The 16,817-nt window shown below is 61.0% G+C and carries 14 protein-coding genes; 10 read left to right on the plus strand and 4 right to left on the minus strand.

Annotated features, from left to right (window positions below):
- Positions 1–397: 397 nt before the first annotated feature.
- A complete protein-coding gene (locus tag LLY24_RS07935) occupies positions 398–736 on the minus strand; it encodes a transposase domain-containing protein (RefSeq protein ID WP_259035746.1) in 339 nt (112 codons plus the stop codon).
- 210 nt (positions 737–946) lie between these two features.
- Here LLY24_RS07935 and kdpF point away from each other — a divergent pair, with 210 nt between their 5' ends.
- The 5 genes from kdpF to LLY24_RS07960 are packed head-to-tail and all read left to right on the plus strand — an operon-like array spanning position 947 to position 8,109.
- Positions 947–1,027, plus strand: coding sequence for a K(+)-transporting ATPase subunit F (kdpF, locus tag LLY24_RS18360; RefSeq protein ID WP_259035968.1), 81 nt, complete (start codon positions 947–949; stop codon positions 1,025–1,027).
- A gap of 9 nt (positions 1,028–1,036) precedes the next feature.
- The gene (kdpA, locus tag LLY24_RS07945) at positions 1,037–2,743 is read left to right on the plus strand and encodes a potassium-transporting ATPase subunit KdpA (protein WP_259035747.1); all 1,707 of its coding nucleotides are present in this window, start codon (positions 1,037–1,039) and stop codon (positions 2,741–2,743) included.
- Positions 2,744–2,755: 12 nt separating this feature from the next.
- Positions 2,756–4,759: a potassium-transporting ATPase subunit KdpB gene (kdpB, locus tag LLY24_RS07950; RefSeq protein ID WP_259035748.1), complete on the plus strand. Its 2,004-nt coding sequence runs from the start codon at positions 2,756–2,758 to the stop codon at positions 4,757–4,759.
- A gap of 35 nt (positions 4,760–4,794) precedes the next feature.
- Positions 4,795–5,415 carry a potassium-transporting ATPase subunit KdpC gene (kdpC, locus tag LLY24_RS07955; protein WP_259035749.1) on the plus strand — a complete coding sequence of 207 codons (621 nt, stop codon included), beginning with the start codon at positions 4,795–4,797 and terminating at the stop codon, positions 5,413–5,415.
- A 3-nt stretch (positions 5,416–5,418) separates the two neighbouring features.
- The gene (locus LLY24_RS07960) at positions 5,419–8,109 is read left to right on the plus strand and encodes a sensor histidine kinase (protein ID WP_259035750.1); all 2,691 of its coding nucleotides are present in this window, start codon (positions 5,419–5,421) and stop codon (positions 8,107–8,109) included.
- Here LLY24_RS07960 and LLY24_RS07965 read toward each other — a convergent pair.
- Both LLY24_RS07965 and LLY24_RS07970 read right to left on the minus strand, forming a co-directional pair.
- Positions 8,106–8,858, minus strand: a complete 753-nt coding sequence (locus LLY24_RS07965; RefSeq protein WP_259035751.1) for a siderophore-interacting protein — start codon at positions 8,856–8,858, stop codon at positions 8,106–8,108. The two genes, LLY24_RS07960 and LLY24_RS07965, sit on opposite strands and share 4 nt — an antisense overlap.
- A gap of 58 nt (positions 8,859–8,916) precedes the next feature.
- On the minus strand, positions 8,917–9,342 hold the full coding sequence (locus tag LLY24_RS07970) for a MarR family winged helix-turn-helix transcriptional regulator (protein ID WP_259035752.1): 426 nt from the start codon (positions 9,340–9,342) through the stop codon (positions 8,917–8,919).
- Positions 9,343–9,459: 117 nt separating this feature from the next.
- Here LLY24_RS07970 and LLY24_RS07975 point away from each other — a divergent pair, with 117 nt between their 5' ends.
- Entirely contained in the window at positions 9,460–10,167 is a 708-nt protein-coding gene (locus LLY24_RS07975) for a response regulator (RefSeq protein ID WP_259035753.1), read from the plus strand.
- A 41-nt stretch (positions 10,168–10,208) separates the two neighbouring features.
- Here the strand turns inward: LLY24_RS07975 and LLY24_RS07980 are convergent, their stop codons facing one another.
- Positions 10,209–11,717, minus strand: coding sequence for a TrkH family potassium uptake protein (locus LLY24_RS07980; RefSeq protein ID WP_259035754.1), 1,509 nt, complete (start codon positions 11,715–11,717; stop codon positions 10,209–10,211).
- A 263-nt stretch (positions 11,718–11,980) separates the two neighbouring features.
- Here LLY24_RS07980 and zwf point away from each other — a divergent pair, with 263 nt between their 5' ends.
- The 4 genes from zwf (at position 11,981) to LLY24_RS08000 (ending at position 16,711) form a co-directional block, all read left to right on the plus strand.
- Positions 11,981–13,486, plus strand: coding sequence for a glucose-6-phosphate dehydrogenase (gene zwf, locus LLY24_RS07985; RefSeq protein WP_259035755.1), 1,506 nt, complete (start codon positions 11,981–11,983; stop codon positions 13,484–13,486).
- A 1-nt stretch (position 13,487) separates the two neighbouring features.
- Positions 13,488–14,153, plus strand: coding sequence for a 6-phosphogluconolactonase (pgl, locus tag LLY24_RS07990; RefSeq protein ID WP_259035756.1), 666 nt, complete (start codon positions 13,488–13,490; stop codon positions 14,151–14,153).
- Between the two features lie 70 nt (positions 14,154–14,223).
- Complete coding sequence (locus LLY24_RS07995; RefSeq protein WP_259035757.1) at positions 14,224–14,886, plus strand: bifunctional 4-hydroxy-2-oxoglutarate aldolase/2-dehydro-3-deoxy-phosphogluconate aldolase; 663 nt, start codon at positions 14,224–14,226, stop codon at positions 14,884–14,886.
- 226 nt (positions 14,887–15,112) lie between these two features.
- A complete protein-coding gene (locus tag LLY24_RS08000) occupies positions 15,113–16,711 on the plus strand; it encodes a solute:sodium symporter family transporter (protein WP_259035758.1) in 1,599 nt (532 codons plus the stop codon).
- The last annotated feature ends 106 nt before the right edge of the window (positions 16,712–16,817 follow it).

Genomic DNA, 16,817 nt, shown 5'->3' on the forward strand with positions numbered 1-16,817 from the left:
AGGACAACGTGTGCATCGTAGGCCCCACGCTGATGCACCAGCTCCCCTTTTTAGGGAAATCAACCAGTGTCGCTGCTGCCCCTGAGACTGCTAGTGGTGCAAGAACCCTTTATCGAACAGAGTCAGAAAATTATCTGGCGTGCCGACCATGAGCTGCTCGGCCAGTCTCATCTAATTAGTGTGCTAGCTGTCAAAGACGCTGCCGCACGGCAGATGGCTAGTCAGCTCCACCTGGCAAGCTTCGCAAACCCGAGGGTAGCTACCATCGCCATGCTGATCGGTCGCGCTACTGTATTGCAGACGATTTTCTTGTGTAGGGAGTGTTCCAGACAAGGCCGTCCACATCGAGCAACGTCAACTCCAGCCACTGAGGATACCGGGCCTCCTCATGCCATCGCTACTGAGTCAGCGTGAATATTTCACGCAACGCTTTACTCCCCATGCGTTGATGCCCCTGAATCACAGCGCTGGGGGTAACGAGTGGGCGCTTGCCAAGCAGCATGACGTCCATGTGATTGACCATATCCCATGCTGACCTCCTGCGAAACTGCGCCATGCTGATGATGCCCCAGACCAGGCTTCCGAGCGGGAGACGTCTTTTACGAGTGCTCGAGATACCAGCCGTTTCAAAGGCCTGCCTGACTATTCCGGGATCAAACAGCTCGCCGAGCCCTTTAAGAGCATGAGGGTATGCAGCCATATCTTGGGTAAGGGATAGCGCTTCTAACAGACGCATAAAAAAAACCTGATGTTCGTATCCAGACATCAGATTTTATGGTTTGCGGACTAATGGTCAATGCCTCAGCCTTAACTGACTGGAATTAGCCCTCGGGGCCGTTTTTTTACGCTTTCTTGACGCCAAGTGGCGTAATCGTCATCGAATTTTTACGCCCTGCCTACGTACGCTTTCTCGGTCCATACGGATTACCTCAAGAGGAAGCTCTCGATGAATTTGCTGTTACTGCTCGTCGCCCTGGGAACGGCGGCGTATCTGTTCTACGCCCTCGTTCGCCCCGAACGGTTCTAGGAGATCGTCATGAACGACGTGATTGCTATCTACGCCGTGGTGGCGCTTCTGGCCGTGCCGCTGGGCGCCTATATCGCCAACGCGGTGGGTGAGCGGCGTGGGCGCCTGGATACGCTGTTCGGGGTGATCGAAACGCCGATTTACCGCCTGAGCGGACTCCGACCCGACCACGCCATGAGCTGGCAGGCCTACGCGATGGCGATAGTAAAGCTCCACGGTGCCCTGATCGTTTTTGCCTGGCTTTTGTTCATGGGCCAGGGCCTGTTGCCGCTCAACCCGGATGCCATTCCCGGCATGCCCTGGGATACCGCGCTGCATACAGCGGTCTCGTTCGCGACCAATACCAACCAGCAGCACTACTCGGGCCAAGCGCAGCTTTCGCACCTGAGCCAGACGCTGGCCATCGTGACGCTTCAGTTCGTCACCCCTGCCACAGGGGCGGCGGTGCTGATTGCCATTGCCCGCACGCTGCTGAAAAAACGTGCCGATGGTGCGTTGGGGGTGGGCAACTACTACCACGACATGACCCGGCTGGTAGTGCGCGTACTGCTGCCGCTGGCGGCGGCCGTGGCGCTGATGCTGACCTGGCAGGGCGTGCCCGCGAGCTATCAGGCGTCGCACCAGGTCGAGATGCTCGATCCGCAGGTAGAGGAGGTACAGAGCGTGCCATTGGGGCCGGTTGCTTCCATGGTCGCGATCAAGCAGTTGGGTACCAACGGTGGGGGTTGGTTCGGACCCAACTCGAGCGTGCCGCTGGAGAATCCGACGCCGCTTGCCAACGTAATCGAGACGGCCTCCATCATGCTGATTCCCGTGGCGCTACTGGTCGCCATTGCGCTGATCGCCAATCGGCGCCGCCTCATGGTGGGTATCGGCGCGGTCATGCTGGCCTTTTCGCTGGTTTCCACCTCAGCCGTGGTGATGTCCGAGCGGATGCCCAACGCGGCCCTGACCGGGCTCTATCAAACTGATGCGGGGCTTCAGGGCAACCTGGAGGGCAAGGAGCTGCGTTTTGGCACCGACCTTTCGGCGCTGTGGGGCAGTTGGACGACCCAGACCTCCAACGGCTCGGTCAACGCCATGCACGACAGCTTCAACCCGCTGGGCGGCATGATGCTGCTAATGGACATGTTCGTGAACGTGACCTTCGGCGGCATCGGCGTGGGGCTGATTGGTTTTCTGCTCTACCTGATGCTGGCGGCGTTCATCGGCTCGCTCATGGTGGGGCGCGCGCCGGAGCTCTTCGGTAAGCCGTTGGAAACCCGGGAGATGCGCTGGATTTCACTGGCCATCCTCGCCCAACCGCTGGTGATTCTGGGGCTGACGGCGCTCACCGTGGCGCTGCCAGGCCTTGCGCAGACCTCTAACGCGGGCTTCCACGGTCTTTCCCAGGTGCTTTATGAGTTCACCTCGGCATTCGCCAATAACGGCTCGGGCTTCGAAGGCCTGGGGGATGACACGCCCTGGTGGAATTTGACCTGTGTGGTAGCGCTGCTGGTTGGCCGCTTCGTGCCCATGCTGGTACCGCTGGCCGTTGCCGGATGGCTTGTGACCAAGCGCAGCGCGCCAAGTGGCCGAGGCACATTGGCGATGGATAGCGCCGCCTTCATGGGATTGACCGCAGGCGTCATCGTGATCGTCAACCTGTTGGGGTTCCTGCCTGCGCTGGTGCTCGGGCCGATCGGCGAAGCCGTTACCAGCGGCACAGGTTTTTAGGAGAAAAACGAGATGTCGAAAAGAGAATTCAACCTCGTGGGCCAGGCCGTGAAAGGGTTGGCGCCGACACAGCTGGCGCGCAATCCGGTGATGATGGTCGTGGCCATCGGCACGCTGGTCTGCTTTGTGATGACGCCTATCGGCTTTGCCGAGGGAGAAGGGGGTGGCTTTGCGCTGACGATCGCGCTGTTACTCTTGGCAACGCTGCTTTTTGCCACCGGCGCCGAGGCGCTAGCAGAGTCGCGCGGCAAGGCCCAGGCGGGCGCGCTGCGGCAGACCAAAAGTGCCCTTACGGCACGCCGTTTGAGTGCCGATGGCCAGCTCGAAAACGTCGCGGCCACTGAGCTTAGGCGGGGCGACCGGGTGCAGGTCGAGGCCGGGGAGCTGATTCCCGCCGACGGCGATATCGTCAAGGGAGCGGCCTCGATTAACGAGTCGGCGGTAACCGGTGAGTCGGCCCCCGTGCTGCGCGAAGCGGGCACCGATAACAGCGGCGTGAGCGCAGGTACCAAGGTGCTCAGCGATACGCTGGTGATCGAGGTCAGCGCTAACCCCGGCGAGTCGCTTCTGGATCGCATGATTGCGCTGGTGGAGGGGGCGAGTCGTCAGAAAACGCCGTCGGAGCTTGCGCTGTCGGTCTTGCTTGCCATGCTCACGCTGGTGTTTCTGCTGGTCGTGGTCACGCTGGTGCCGATGGCGAGTTTCGTTGGCGTCGAGACGTCCACGGTCATGCTGGTGGCGCTCTTGATCTGCTTGATTCCCACTACCATTGGCGGGCTCCTGCCTGCCATCGGTATCGCCGGTATGTCGCGGGCGATGCGCGCCAACCTGGTGGCTAAGTCGGGCAAGGCGGTGGAGATTGCTGGCAGCATCGATACCCTGCTGCTCGACAAGACAGGCACCATCACCCTTGGCGATCGTCGGGCCACCGATTTTGCTGCCTGCCAGCGCGTGCGCTTCGAGCCTCTGCGCGATGTCGCCTTTCTTTCCTCGCTCGACGACCCCACGCCGGAGGGGCGTTCGATCGTCACACTTGCCAGCGCCAAGGGCGTCGACGTGCAGCTTGGCGAAGAGGCTGATGGTGCGACCTTTATCGCCTTCAGTGCCGAAACGCGGCTGTCAGGCGTCGATCTGACCAGCGGTAAGCAGCTGCGTAAAGGCGCGCCCAACGCCATTGCTGCCTGGGTCGCGGCACAGGGCGGCGTGGTGCCGGGGGATTTCGATGCGCTGGTTGCGCGTATCTCCCGCGATGGTGCAACGCCGATTGCGGTGGCCGAAGGCCAGACGCTGCTGGGTGTGATTGCGCTTTCCGACGTGATCAAGGAGGGCATTGCCGAGAAGTTTCTTGAGCTGCGGGCTTTGGGTATCAAGACGGTGATGATCACCGGCGACAACCCGATCACCGCCTCGGCCATTGCCGCCACGGCCGGGGTGGACGACTACATCGCCGAGGCCACGCCCGAGCGCAAGCTGGCGCTGATTCGCGAGGAGCAGGCCAGCGGGCGGCTGGTGGCGATGGTGGGCGATGGCACCAACGATGCCCCGGCGCTCGCTCAGGCGGATCTGGGGTTGGCCATGAACTCGGGCACCCAGGCGGCGCGGGAAGCGGCCAACATGGTCGATCTCGATTCCGACCCCGGCAAGCTGATCAGCGCCGTCGAGATCGGCAAGCAGTTGCTGGTCACTCGCGGTGCCTTGACCACCTTTTCGCTCGCCAACGACGTGGCCAAATACTTCGTCATTCTACCGGCGCTGTTCGCCGCGAGTGTACCGGCGCTTGGCATGCTCGACGTGATGAACCTGCACTCGCCGACCAGCGCCGTACTCGCGGCGGTCGTCTTCAACGCACTGATCATCCCCGCGCTGATCCCCTTTGCTCTGCGCGGGGTATCGGTCAAGGTGGCGTCAGCAACGGAGCTTCTACGTCGCAACTTGCTGATCTACGGCGTAGGTGGGCTCTTGCTGCCATTCCCCATGATCAAGCTTTTCGACACCTTGATCGCGCCGTTTGTGTGACACCGCGACGCCGTTCCACTTTCAGGAGAAACGAGATGCAAACAGCCAACTCATCGAATGAGCCGATGGCCAGTCGAGCCCCCTGGGTTCAGGCACTCCGCTTCATGCTGGTCATGGCCATTTTACTCGGTCTTTTTTACCCGCTGGTGACGACCTGGGTGGGCGGGATGCTATTTCCCGATCAAGGCAAAGGTAGCCTTATCCACGCCGAGGATGGGCGCGTCATTGGCTCGCGCCTGGTGGCGCAAACCTTCGTCGGAGAGGCGTATTTCATTGGGCGCCCTTCGTCGGCGGGTAACGATGCAGGCGAGGTCGTTGGCTCTAACCTGGCACCGGATAGCCTTGAGCTGCGTGAGCGTGCAAGCGCTGATGCTGCCGCCGTGGCCGCCCGTGAGGGGGGGAGCCTCGATCGCGTGCCGCTGGATCTGATTACCGCTTCGGGGTCGGGCATCGACCCGCACATCTCGCCCGCGGCGGCGGATATCCAGGTGGCCAGGGTGGCGCGCGCGCGCGGAATCGAGGAAGCTAGCGTCATGGCGCTGGTGGATGAATCCCTCGAGCATACCGGCTGGCTCGGTTCGCCGGTGGTCAACGTGCTGGTGTTGAATGCCCGCCTCGATGATCGCTTCCCGCCTCCTTCAACCGGGATGGAGTGACCCATGTATTCGTCGGATCGACGTCCGGATCCCGATACCTTGCTACACGCCGCGCGCCGAGAGGCGCGCGGTTGTTTGCGTGTATTTCTAGGGGCCGCCCCTGGCGTTGGCAAGACCTTCACCATGCTGCGCACGGCCAAAGAGCACGCCGAGGAGGGCGAGGATGTGGTCATCGGGGTGGTCGAGTCCCACGGTCGCCGCGATACCGAGGCGCTCTGCGACGGGCTCGAGCGTCTGGCGTTGGCGCCACTGGCCTATCGCGACCAGACCTTTCACGAGTTCGATATCGACGCCGCACTAGCACGACGGCCGGACATTCTGCTGGTCGACGAGCTGGCGCACCGCAACATTCCCGGCAGCCGCCACCCCAGGCGCTATCAGGACATCGAGGAGCTGCTCGACGCGGGCATCGATGTCTGGACCACGGTCAACGTCCAGCACCTGGAAAGCCTCAACGATGACGTTGCCCGCATTACCGGTGTCCGGATGCGCGAGACCGTACCGGATACGCTGATCGAGCGCGCCCGCGACGTATCGCTGGTCGATTTGACGCCGCAAGAGCTGCTCGAGCGTTTGCGCCGGGGCAAGGTGTACGTGCCGGAGCAGGCCCGCGCTGCCATGGAGGGCTATTTCAACATCTCTAACCTCCATGCGCTGCGCGAGCTGGCGATCCAAACCATGGCTGAACGCGTGGATGCCGACGTGCGTCTGGCGATGGATGCCGGTGGCAATGAAGGTCCCTGGCCGGTGCGCCCGCGCCTTTTGGTGGTACTCGAGGCCGGTGACGAGGATATCGCCCTGGTGCGCGCCGCCCACCGTTTGGCAGAGAAGCGTTTGGCCAGTTGGCAGGTGGCCTTTGTCGATGCTGGTCGCCTGTCACCCGCACGCCACCTGGCGGTGGAAGAGGCGTTCAGCTTGGCCCAGCGCCTGGGGGGCGAAACGCTGCGGCTAAAAGGCGGCGACGCCTTGGGAGAAGTGCTCGATCATGCCCGGGCGATGAACGCGACCACCCTGGTGGTGGGGCGGCCCGCTTCGCCTCGGCTTTGGCGCTGGCCAAGGCCGCTCGCGCATCGCCTGCTCGATCACGCCGAGAGTTTCGACGTGGTAGCCGTTGCCCGCACATCGCATCCACGGCGGCGGCTTCGCCGTCTGCGCCCGCTAGACGTGACGCTGCCCCGTGTGGCGCTAACGCTATTGATCACAGTGGGGGCGCTGGGGCTTGCGCTATTGCTCGAACCCTGGTTAGAGCTTGCCAATCTGTCGCTGCTATTTCTCTCGGCGGTGCTGTTCAGCGCTGCCTGGATGGGCACCTCGATGGCCATGCTCAGCGCGGTGGCTGGGTTTCTGCTTTTCAATTTCTTCTTCACCGACCCGCGTATGACCTTTGCCATGAGCCAGCGCGGCCAATTAGTGACGGTGATCTTCTTTTTACTAGTGGCGACGGTGGTGGGGCAGCTGGCTGGGCGTGGCCGCCAGCGGCTAATGCAGCTGCGCGCCAGCCGCGATCAAACCCAGCTTTTGCTGGGCTATGCGCAAAAGCTGTCGACGGCGACGGATGCAGCCGAAGTGGCACGCGTGGGCGTGGACACGCTAGCGCGCTGCTTCAGCGTGCCGGTGGCGTTCATCGATAGCGCCGAAACAGCGACCGAGACCAGCGTGGCCCATGTCTGGCCTGCCTCCGAACGGCTGGATACGCCTGCCCGTCAGGCGGCGGTATGGAGCTGGCAGCACGGTAAGGCCAGCGGTTTTGGCACTCAGACCCTGAGCCAGCAGGCCTGGCGTCTGGTGCCATTGGTAGTTCAGCGCGAGCGGGTCGGCATGCTGGCCATGAAGCTATCGACGCGTGCGACGCTGCTCACTCAGGATGACGAGGCATTGATCGACACCCTGGTGCGTCAATTGGGCATGGCGCTCGAACGTACGCGGCTGGTGGCAGAGCTTGGCGCCACCCGGGTCTCCGAGGAGAACGAGCGCCTGCGCTCGGCGCTGCTGGCTTCGGTGTCGCATGACTTGCGTACGCCACTTGCCTCGATCATGGGTGCTGCGAGTTCGCTCATCGAGCTCAGAGCGCAACTGAGCGATGCTGACCAGCGCGAGCTGTTGGACGGTATTCTCACCGAGAGCGAGCGGCTCAACCGCTACATACAGAACCTGTTGGATATGACCCGGCTGGGGCACGGCACGCTCAAGCTCGAACGCGACTGGGTGGCCTTCGATGACGTGATCAACGCCGCTCTAAAGCGTTTGGAGCAGTCGCTCAAACATATCAACGTGCACAAAAGCTGGCCCCCGACGCTGCCGCTTTTGTACGTACATCCCGCGCTGATCGAGCAGGCGCTGGTCAATATCCTCGACAACGCCCAGCGTTTCTCTCCAGAAGGCGGCGTGGTTCACATTGATGCTCGGGTCGAAGATGCCCAGAGGGATAAGGCGGGAGCACCGTGCCTGCAGATCACCGTTGCCGACCAGGGGCCGGGCATCGATTATGCGCTGCGCGAACGGGTATTCGACATGTTCTACAGCGGCGGTGACGGCGACCGTAGCGCCCACGGCAGCGGCCTAGGGCTCGCCATCTGCCGAGGAATGATTGGCGCCCACGGCGGCACCATCGAGGCGCTGCCGGGCGAGCAGGGGCGCGGTACGCGGATTCGGGTCACGCTACCGCTGCCCCGCGTCAGCGACGCGCTCGATTAAGACGACTGCGCTTCAAAAGCGGCGGTATCTTCGCTCTTGACGCGTTTGTGCTGGTCTTCGCTGCTGCCGAGTTTCCAGTAGCTGGAGATATATAGATCACGGCGCTCGACCTGGCGCTCTTCTTTGAAGTGTTGGCGCAGCGCGCGCATACCGCTGAATTCGCAGGCAGCCCAAATGCTGGGACGCCCCGGCAGCCACTCGAGCGCGCGCACCCGGTCGAGCAAAACGCTTGCCTGCCCAGGATGGGGGTTGACCAGCCAGTGCAGCTCGACGCCCGCGGGGTGGTCGAGGGGTTGAATGTCGCGCTCGTCGAGCACCTCGATCACGGCGTACCCTTTGGCATCGTCGGGTAATTGCTCGAGGTTGACGCTGACCGCGGGCAGGGCCGTCATGTCGCCGACGATCAGAAACCAGTCGGCGCTGTTGTCGACGAGCTTTTTCGGCCCCGGCCCGCCGATCAGAATAGGATCGCCCGGGCGCGCGTTTTTGGCCCACTGGGCGGCGGGGCCTGCGGGTTCGTGCAGCACGAAGTCGACGTCGAACTCGTTCTCACGTTGCTTGCGCACGGTGTAGGTGCGCATCAAGGGGCGCTCTTCGCCGGGGTGCTCGAAAATGAGCTTGATATAGGCGCTCTCCTGTTCAGCAGGAAAATGGTCGATGCCGGCGCCGCCAAGCGTGATGCGCAGCATGTGCGGGGTGACCGGAGTAGAGGCGACGACGTTGAGGGTACGGGGAGCAGGGCGAGCCATGGGCGTCTCCTTGGCGATGAGGGGTGAATCGTAAAGGGTGGAGGAGCGTATGCGTGAATTAGGCATCGAGTCGTGCCGTCATGTGGCGGGTCAGGCGAATGAAGTTATCGACCTCGAGTGTGCTCAGCCCCGCGGTCATTTGCGCGGCAGCCGCTTTTTCCAGGCGCTGTACCTGCTCCAACAGCGCTTCTCCGCTGGCGGTCAGCGTTAGCCACTGGCTGCGCCTATCGTGCGGATGATCACGCTTTTCGATCAGTTGATTATCAAGCAGATCCTTGAGCATGCGCGTGATCTGAGCGCGGTCGCGGCGCAGACAGTTAGCCAGGTGTTGGGCCGTACAGGAGGGCGCGGCCTCGATGCCCTTGAGCACGCGTACGTGCGCGGCGGGAATGCCGATTTCGGCGGCCTCGATGGCGCGACGCATGTAGGCGCGATAAGCGTGGGTGAGCTGCTGTAGCGGATCGGCTAGATAACGATGTTGCATGGAAAACCTATTAGTTGACTTGGTCAACATATTCAGCCTTGCGCCGAAAGTCAATGTTGATAAAGTCAATCATTTCGCCAGCGTGCGAGCGTATTCAATGAGGGCCGGGGAAGAGCAATGAGCGATAAGGAAGGCGGGTGCATTCTCATCGTCGACGACGAGCAGCAGATTCGGCGCTTTCTGCGCATCAGCCTGGCGTCTCAGGGCTATGAGGTGATCGAGGCGGGTAGCGGCGAGCAGGCGCTGGCGACGGCCTTCACCCGCTCGGTGGATTTGGTGCTACTGGATTTGGGGCTGCCTGACATGGATGGGCAGGAAGTGCTACTGGCGATTCGCGAGCAGAGTGATGTTCCGGTCATCGTAGTCTCGGTACGCGAGCGCGAAGAGGACAAGGTGACGGCGCTCGATCATGGTGCCAACGACTACGTGACCAAGCCGTTCGGCATTCAGGAGCTTTTGGCCCGGGTGCGTGCGGTGTTGCGCCACGCCCAGCAGGCCAAGGGCGAGCGTCGTGCCAAGCGCTATGGGCGCGGCGCCCTCACTATCGACCTGGGGCTTCGTCGGACTATCTTGAACGGCGAAGAGGTGCATCTCACCCGTAAGGAGTTCGCGGTGATCGAGCGGCTGTGCCGCTATGCCGGGCGTATCGTCACCCAGAATCAGCTACTCAAGGAGGTGTGGGGCCCCACCCACGTGGATGACACCCATTACCTGCGCATCGTGGTCAGTCGGCTGCGCCAGAAGCTCGGCGACGACCCACAAGCGCCGTTTCTGCTCCAAACCGAGGCGGGCCTGGGTTATCGCTTACAGGTAGAGGCGCTTTAGCGTTTCCAAAGATATCGTTTCCAGAACTAGCGTTTCCAGAACTAGCGTTTCCAGAACATAGGCGTCAGCAGGACTACGACGGTCAAGATCTCCAGGCGGCCCATAAGCATGCCCAGGCACAAGAGCCACTTGGCAGCGCTGGGCAGGGGAGCGAAATTACCCGCCGGGCCGATGATGTCGCCAAGGCCGGGGCCGACGTTGGTGACGGCGGTGGCCGCGCCCGAAAGCGCTGTTACGAAATCGAGCCCCATGGCCGCTAGCGCCAAAGCCAAGGCGGCAATGGTGAGAAAGAAGAAGAACGAGAAGGCCACCACGCCTCGGCTAACGTCACCGCTCACGCTCTGACCGTTGTAGCGGGTGGTGAAGACGCCGTTGGCGTGAATCAAATAGCGCAGCTGGTTGCGCAGCATCAAAAGCGCGATTTGTAGGCGGAACACCTTCATGCCGCCGCTCGTCGAGCCGCTACAGCCGCCGATGAAGGTCAAGTAAAAGAACACGGCAATGGGAAAGCTGCCCCAAAGCGTGTAATCGCTGGAGGCGTAGCCTGATGTCGTGACCACGGAGACGACGTTGAAGGTGGCGTGGGTGAGCGAGGTGCCTAGAGGCTCGTCGTGAAAGACGCGCCATAGCGTTAGCGCGCCGATAGCCACCGCTAGAATCAAGAGTAGTCCGCGCACCTGCTGGTCCTGCCAAAGGGAAGCGCGGCTGCGGCGTAAAAAACGGATGTAGAGCACGAAAGGCAGCGCGCCCATCAACATGAACAAGCTGCCCATCCATAAAAGCCAGGGCCTGTCGGCGTAGGCGCCAAAAGAGGCGTCCGAATTGGCGAAGCCGCCGGTCGAGATCGACGTCATGGCGTGCACCACGGCATCTAGCGGCAACATTCCGGCCAGCCAGTAGGCCAACGCTGCGACGAGGCTAAACGTCAGGTAGATACCCAGCGTTGCCTTGGCGATGCCGCCGGTGCGAGGCAGTACTTTGTCCGACCAGTCGGAGGATTCGGTATGAAAAAGGCGCATGCCGCCGACTTTCAGAAAGGGCAAAATGGCGATGCCCATGACGATGATGCCGATTCCGCCCAACCATTGCATCAGCCCGCGCCATAGCTTGAGGCCATCGGAGAGCGTTTCGATCCCCGAGAGTACGGTCGAGCCCGTAGTGGTGATCGCCGATACCGACTCGAACACCGCATCGGTCAGGCTTAGCTGCGGCGCGCCCAGAATCAGGGGGAGGCTGGCAAACACGCTGATGCTCACCCAGCTCGCTGCCGTCAAGACGAACATCTGCCAGGGCTTGAGCTCGATGGTCACCCTAAAGGTGGCCAGGGTCACCAGCGCCACCGCCGTCAGCACTACGGCAATGGACAGGCCGAACGCTTTGGCGTCTGGGTCGCCTTCGAGCAGCAGCACGACCAGCGGCACCAGCATGAACAGCGCCAGGATCAGCCATAATATCGAGATGATCTTGAGAATGGGCGCATAGTGCTTGAACAGTTCAAACGCTACGCCGCGAGGGCGTGAGGGATGGCGTCGTGGAGATAGAGCCGTCATGATGCTAAAACCTTGAAGCAGCGGGCGTCGAAAGTGGGCGCCATGTCAGCACAGCTTAATGTAAAAAATCCGTAAAAAGAGTTTTTAAAAGAGCCCTTAAAAGAACTTTTAATATTTACGATCTTGCTAACGCACTGCGTAGGATCCGCTGGTTTTGTAGTAAAATTACATACATTGTTGCGCTCTATGCCTGTGTTCGGATAAATTTTAGGTAATCCAACGCCGATTTTTTGCTTTGGATGCCGCCTTTGCAAGGAGCCAAGATGAGTTCGTCCTCCGCCGATCGCCGCGCCCCCTTGGGCGACGACAAGAATGTTATCGACCTGGCCCTGTTTGGTGCGCTGGGGGATCTGGCCATGCGTAAGCTGTTCCCCGCCCTCTACCAGCTCGATCGTGAAGGGCTGATGCCGCAGGCCACGCGGATCATGGGGCTTGCACGGCAATCCATCGATGCCGCGTCCTTTCGCGAGCAGGTCGCCGCTACGCTCAAAGAGCGTATAAAGCCCAGCGAGCAGGACGAAAAAGCCATCGAGCGCTTTCTTGCGCGCCTGGACTACCTAGCGCTCGATTTTACCGAGCAGAGCGGCTACGCGGGGCTGCGCGACTGGCGCGCCAACGCCCGCCATCCCATGGTGGTTTACCTCTCGGTGGGCGCGCGTATTTATGGCGATATCTGCCGCCATCTACACGCCAGCGGCAGCCTCGATGACGAGACGCGGGTGGTGGTGGAAAAACCCATTGGCTACGACCTGGAATCGTCTCACGAGATCAACGACGCCATCGGCGCGGTGTTTCCTGAGTCGCGCATCTATCGCATCGATCACTACCTGGGTAAGGAGACGGTGCAGAACCTGATTGCCATGCGCTTTGCCAACCCACTATTCGGCAACCAGTGGAATCAGAACCACATCTCTTACGTCGAGATCACCGTGGCTGAGAAAGTCGGCATCGAAGGGCGTTGGGGCTATTTCGACGATGCCGGGCAGCTCAGAGACATGGTGCAAAACCATCTCCTACAGCTTCTCTGCCTGATCGCCATGGACCCACCCTCGAACCTCGACGCCGACGCCATTCGCGACGAGAAGGTCAAGGTGCTCAAGGCACTCAAGCCCTTCACCGGTGAGGCCCTGGGGCGCGACGTGGTGCGCGGCCAGTACATCGCGGGCACCAGTGACGGCAAATCCGTTCCCGGCTATCTCGACGAAGAAGGTGCCAATACCCAGAGCCAGACCGAAACCTTCGTAGCGATGAAGACCGAAGTGTCCAACTGGCGCTGGGCAGGCGTGCCGTTTTACCTGCGTACCGGCAAGCGCATGCCCGAGAAGCTCTCGCAGATCGTCATTCATTTTCGCCAACAGCCACACTACATCTTCGACCCCGACCAGCGCGGGATCGCTTCCAACAAGTTGATCATTCGTCTGCAGCCCGAAGAGGGCATCGCCCTGCAGGTGCTGACCAAGGACAGCGGCCTGGATAAAGGCATGCGCCTGCGTCCCGGGCCACTGCATCTCGATTTCAACAGCGCCTTTCCCAAATCGCGTATTCCTGACGCCTACGAGCGACTATTGCTCGAGGTAATGAAAGGCCAGCAGTACCTGTTCGTGCGTCGGGACGAGGTCGAGCACGCCTGGCGCTGGTGCGACCAACTGATCGAAGGCTGGAAAGCCCGCGAGACGCCGCCGCGCCGCTATCCCGCAGGCTCCTGGGGGCCGGTGGCATCGATTGCCATGATCACCCAAGATGGACGCAGCTGGTACGAGGATTACTAATATGAGCAACCCACGTAATGCCTTGGCCCAGCAGCTGGCCGAAGCCGTCTATCAAGCGCTTAGCGATGATCTCGAACGCCAAGACAAGGTGCTGCTGGTGGTTTCCGGCGGTTCGACGCCAGTGGCGTTTTTCGCCGCACTCGCCCAAAAGCCGCTGCCCTGGGCGCGGGTACAGGTAACGCTGGCTGACGAGCGCTGGGTCGATGCCCAGAGCCAAGACAGCAACGCCAGGCTGGTACGCGAGCATCTGCTCATCGGCGAGGCCGCAAACGCCGAGTTCGTTACGTTGACGACCTCTGACGAGACCCCGGAGCAGGGCGTCGACGAAATAGCAAGACGCGTCGAGCCGCTAGCCTGGCCCGCGAGCGTGGTGGTGTTGGGAATGGGCGGCGATGGCCACACCGCATCGCTTTTCCCCGATAGCCCCGAGCTTGGCTTGGCCATGACTACCGATGAAGCACTGGTGGCGGTGCGCACGCCGAGCCAGCCCCAGCCGCGTATCACCTTGAGCGCTGCCCGCTTGCATCAGGCACGCCGTCACTTTTTGCACATCACTGGCGATGACAAGCGCGCGGTGCTCGGTAGCGCCATGGGAGGCGACGATGTTCGCCAGTTGCCCATCCGAGCTTTTCTAAGCTGCCCGCTGGCCATCTACTGGGCTCCCTAATACTTCATAGCATTTAGTAGCGTATCTTCTAACAACGCACAGCACGCCCAGTCACGGGTTTGGAGACAACATGACCATCGATAAACAGCTTCCGTCGACGCGTACCGCCGAGCTCGACAGCATCTGCCTCAAAGCCGAAGTGATTCCGGTGATCACCATCGACCGTGTCGAAGACGCCGTGCCCATGGGCCGAGCCCTGGTCGAAGGTGGCCTCAACGTGCTCGAAATCACTCTGCGTACGAGCTGCGCGTTGGAAGCGGTCAAGCGGATGAAAAAAGAGCTGACCGGCGCAAGCATTGGCGTGGGTACGGTGCTTACGCCTGCGCAGTACCGTCAGGGCGAGTCGGCAGGCGCCGATTTCGTGGTTACCCCCGGCACCACCGAAGCGCTTTACCGTTATGGCGTCGAAAGCCCGGTACCCATGCTGCCGGGGGTCGCCACCGTCTCCGAGCTGATGACCGGCTGGCAGTACGGCTACCGCCGTTTCAAGTTCTTCCCCGCCGAAGCAAGCGGTGGCGCCAAGGCGATCAAGGCGTTCGCAGGCCCTATTGGCGAAGCACGTTTTTGCCCAACGGGCGGCATCACGCTGGATAACGCCGATGAGTACCTGAAACTGCCTAATGTCATGTGCGTTGGCGGCTCTTGGCTCACGCCCAAAGCGATGGTCGAGGCCGAAGACTGGGCAGGCATTAAGAAGCTAGCGCAGGAGGCAGCCGAGCGCTTCCACCACTAATACTAATTTAGTAAGACTCTCTAAACGCCCAGGCCATGCAGATGGTCTGGGCGTTTAGCGTGTTGGAGAACTGATCGATCAAGATTAATTAGCAGGGTTAAGACCAAAGGCGGATAACTTGGCTGAATCGGTTTACCTAGAATGAGCATTGAATTGTCTGACATATAGCTGGCCTGGCGCCACTATGCCAATAATCGCCATGCCAACAACAAGGAGGTGGGCAATAATGCATTTGCTGACTTTGGCGTCCTTTCTGTTCTTTACCGCACTGGTCGCCTTCGTAACCTGGCGGATTACCCGCCGCGACGACCACTCCAGCACCAGCGGCTACTTTCTTGCCGGGCGCAGCCTGACGTTCCCGCTAATTGCTGGCTCGCTTTTGATGACCAACCTCTCCACCGAGCAGATGGTGGGCCTGAACGGCTCTGCCTTCGCCGATGGCCTAAGCGTTATGGCCTGGGAAGTAGTGGCGGTCATCGCGCTGGTGGCGCTCGCGCTGTTCTTTCTGCCGCGCTTTCTCAAAAGCGGGATCGCTACACTTCCGCAGCTTTTAGAAATCCGCTTCGACAAGACCACTCAACTGATCACCAATGTGATCTTTCTGATTGCCTACGCGGTAATCCTGCTGCCGATCATTCTCTACTCTGGCGCCATTGGCCTGCAGGGCATGCTCGATCTGCCGGGGCTAACGGGCATTCAGTCGTCGACCACGCTATTGTGGCTCACCGTTTGGATCGTCGGCATTATCGGCGCCGTGTATGCGCTGTTCGGCGGGCTACGCACCGTGGCCGTATCGGATACGCTCAACGGCGCAGGGCTCTTGATTGGCGGCTTCGTCATCGTCTACTTCGGCCTGCAGGCGGTGAGCGACGGTACGGGCGTGATGGAAGGGTGGAGCATTCTCAAGGAGACCAACCCCGAGCAGCTGAACTCCATCGGTGGTTCCGAGCAGCAGGTACCGTTTTTCACGCTGTTCACTGGGGTCTTTTTGATCAACCTGTTCTACTGGAGCACTAACCAGCAGATCATTCAGCGCACCTTTGCTGCCAAAAACCTGGCCGAAGGGCAGAAGGGCGTGCTGCTCACCGGCTTTTTCAAACTGCTTGGCCCGCTGTATTTGGTGCTGCCGGGCATCATTGCCTATCACCTTTATGCCGATGACGGTATTCGCGCCGACGACGCCTACGGCTACCTGGTCTTCAACGTGCTGCCGCCGTACCTGACTGGCTTCTTCGCCGCCGTCATGGTCGGGGCGATTCTCTCTTCGTTCAACTCGGCGCTGAACAGCACCACGACGATCTTCAGCCTGGGGATCTACAAGGGCGTACTGAACCCCGAGGCGAGCGAAGCGCAGGTAGTGAAATCCGGCAAGGTATTCGGCTGGATCATGGCCGTGATCACCATGATCATCGCGCCGCTGTTGGCGGGGCAAGAGAGCCTATTCGGCTACCTGCAGAAGATGAACGCGATCTACTTCATTCCTATCCTCGCCGTGGTGATCGTCGGCCTTTTGACCAAGCGCGTACCGCCCATGGCGGCGAAGATCGCTCTGGTAGGTGGCTGCTTGATGATCGCTGCAGGCTACTTCGTGCCGCCGTTCACCCTACTGCCGGAAGTGATGCACGAGTTCCACTTCGTTGCCTTGGTGTTTGCGCTGCTGGTGGTCATCATGCTGGTGATCGGCAAGCTGCGTCCACGGGAAACCGACTGGGTTCAGCAGGACTCCGGGGACGTTGATCTCACGCCTTGGAAAGGCGCGGTACCCGTCGGTGCGGTGCTGGTGATTCTGGTGATCGTGATGTATGTCAGCTTCGCGGGTGGTTGAGTCCTTCGGCATAAATGACACCACGTGCTGATAAACATCGCCCCGCTTTTGCGGGGCGATGTCGTTAGAAACTGCTAGTTCATTACAAAGAGGCTCAAGCAAGCTT

The sequence above is a fragment of the Halomonas dongshanensis genome, assembly GCF_024790395.1.
GTDB classification, from domain to species: Bacteria; Pseudomonadota; Gammaproteobacteria; order Pseudomonadales; family Halomonadaceae; genus Vreelandella; species Vreelandella dongshanensis.

Bases quoted from the DNA above. Each gene is read 5' to 3' on its own strand.
- LLY24_RS07935 (WP_259035746.1), bottom strand. From the start codon at position 736: ATGCGTCTGTTAGAAGCGCTATCCCTTACCCAAGATATGGCTGCATAC.
- kdpF (WP_259035968.1), top strand. From the start codon at position 947: ATGAATTTGCTGTTACTGCTCGTCGCCCTGGGAACGGCGGCGTATCTG.
- kdpA (WP_259035747.1), top strand. From the start codon at position 1,037: ATGAACGACGTGATTGCTATCTACGCCGTGGTGGCGCTTCTGGCCGTG.
- kdpB (WP_259035748.1), top strand. From the start codon at position 2,756: ATGTCGAAAAGAGAATTCAACCTCGTGGGCCAGGCCGTGAAAGGGTTG.
- kdpC (WP_259035749.1), top strand. From the start codon at position 4,795: ATGCAAACAGCCAACTCATCGAATGAGCCGATGGCCAGTCGAGCCCCC.
- LLY24_RS07960 (WP_259035750.1), top strand. From the start codon at position 5,419: ATGTATTCGTCGGATCGACGTCCGGATCCCGATACCTTGCTACACGCC.
- LLY24_RS07965 (WP_259035751.1), bottom strand. From the start codon at position 8,858: ATGGCTCGCCCTGCTCCCCGTACCCTCAACGTCGTCGCCTCTACTCCG.
- LLY24_RS07970 (WP_259035752.1), bottom strand. From the start codon at position 9,342: ATGCAACATCGTTATCTAGCCGATCCGCTACAGCAGCTCACCCACGCT.
- LLY24_RS07975 (WP_259035753.1), top strand. From the start codon at position 9,460: ATGAGCGATAAGGAAGGCGGGTGCATTCTCATCGTCGACGACGAGCAG.
- LLY24_RS07980 (WP_259035754.1), bottom strand. From the start codon at position 11,717: ATGACGGCTCTATCTCCACGACGCCATCCCTCACGCCCTCGCGGCGTA.
- zwf (WP_259035755.1), top strand. From the start codon at position 11,981: ATGAGTTCGTCCTCCGCCGATCGCCGCGCCCCCTTGGGCGACGACAAG.
- pgl (WP_259035756.1), top strand. From the start codon at position 13,488: ATGAGCAACCCACGTAATGCCTTGGCCCAGCAGCTGGCCGAAGCCGTC.
- LLY24_RS07995 (WP_259035757.1), top strand. From the start codon at position 14,224: ATGACCATCGATAAACAGCTTCCGTCGACGCGTACCGCCGAGCTCGAC.
- LLY24_RS08000 (WP_259035758.1), top strand. From the start codon at position 15,113: ATGCATTTGCTGACTTTGGCGTCCTTTCTGTTCTTTACCGCACTGGTC.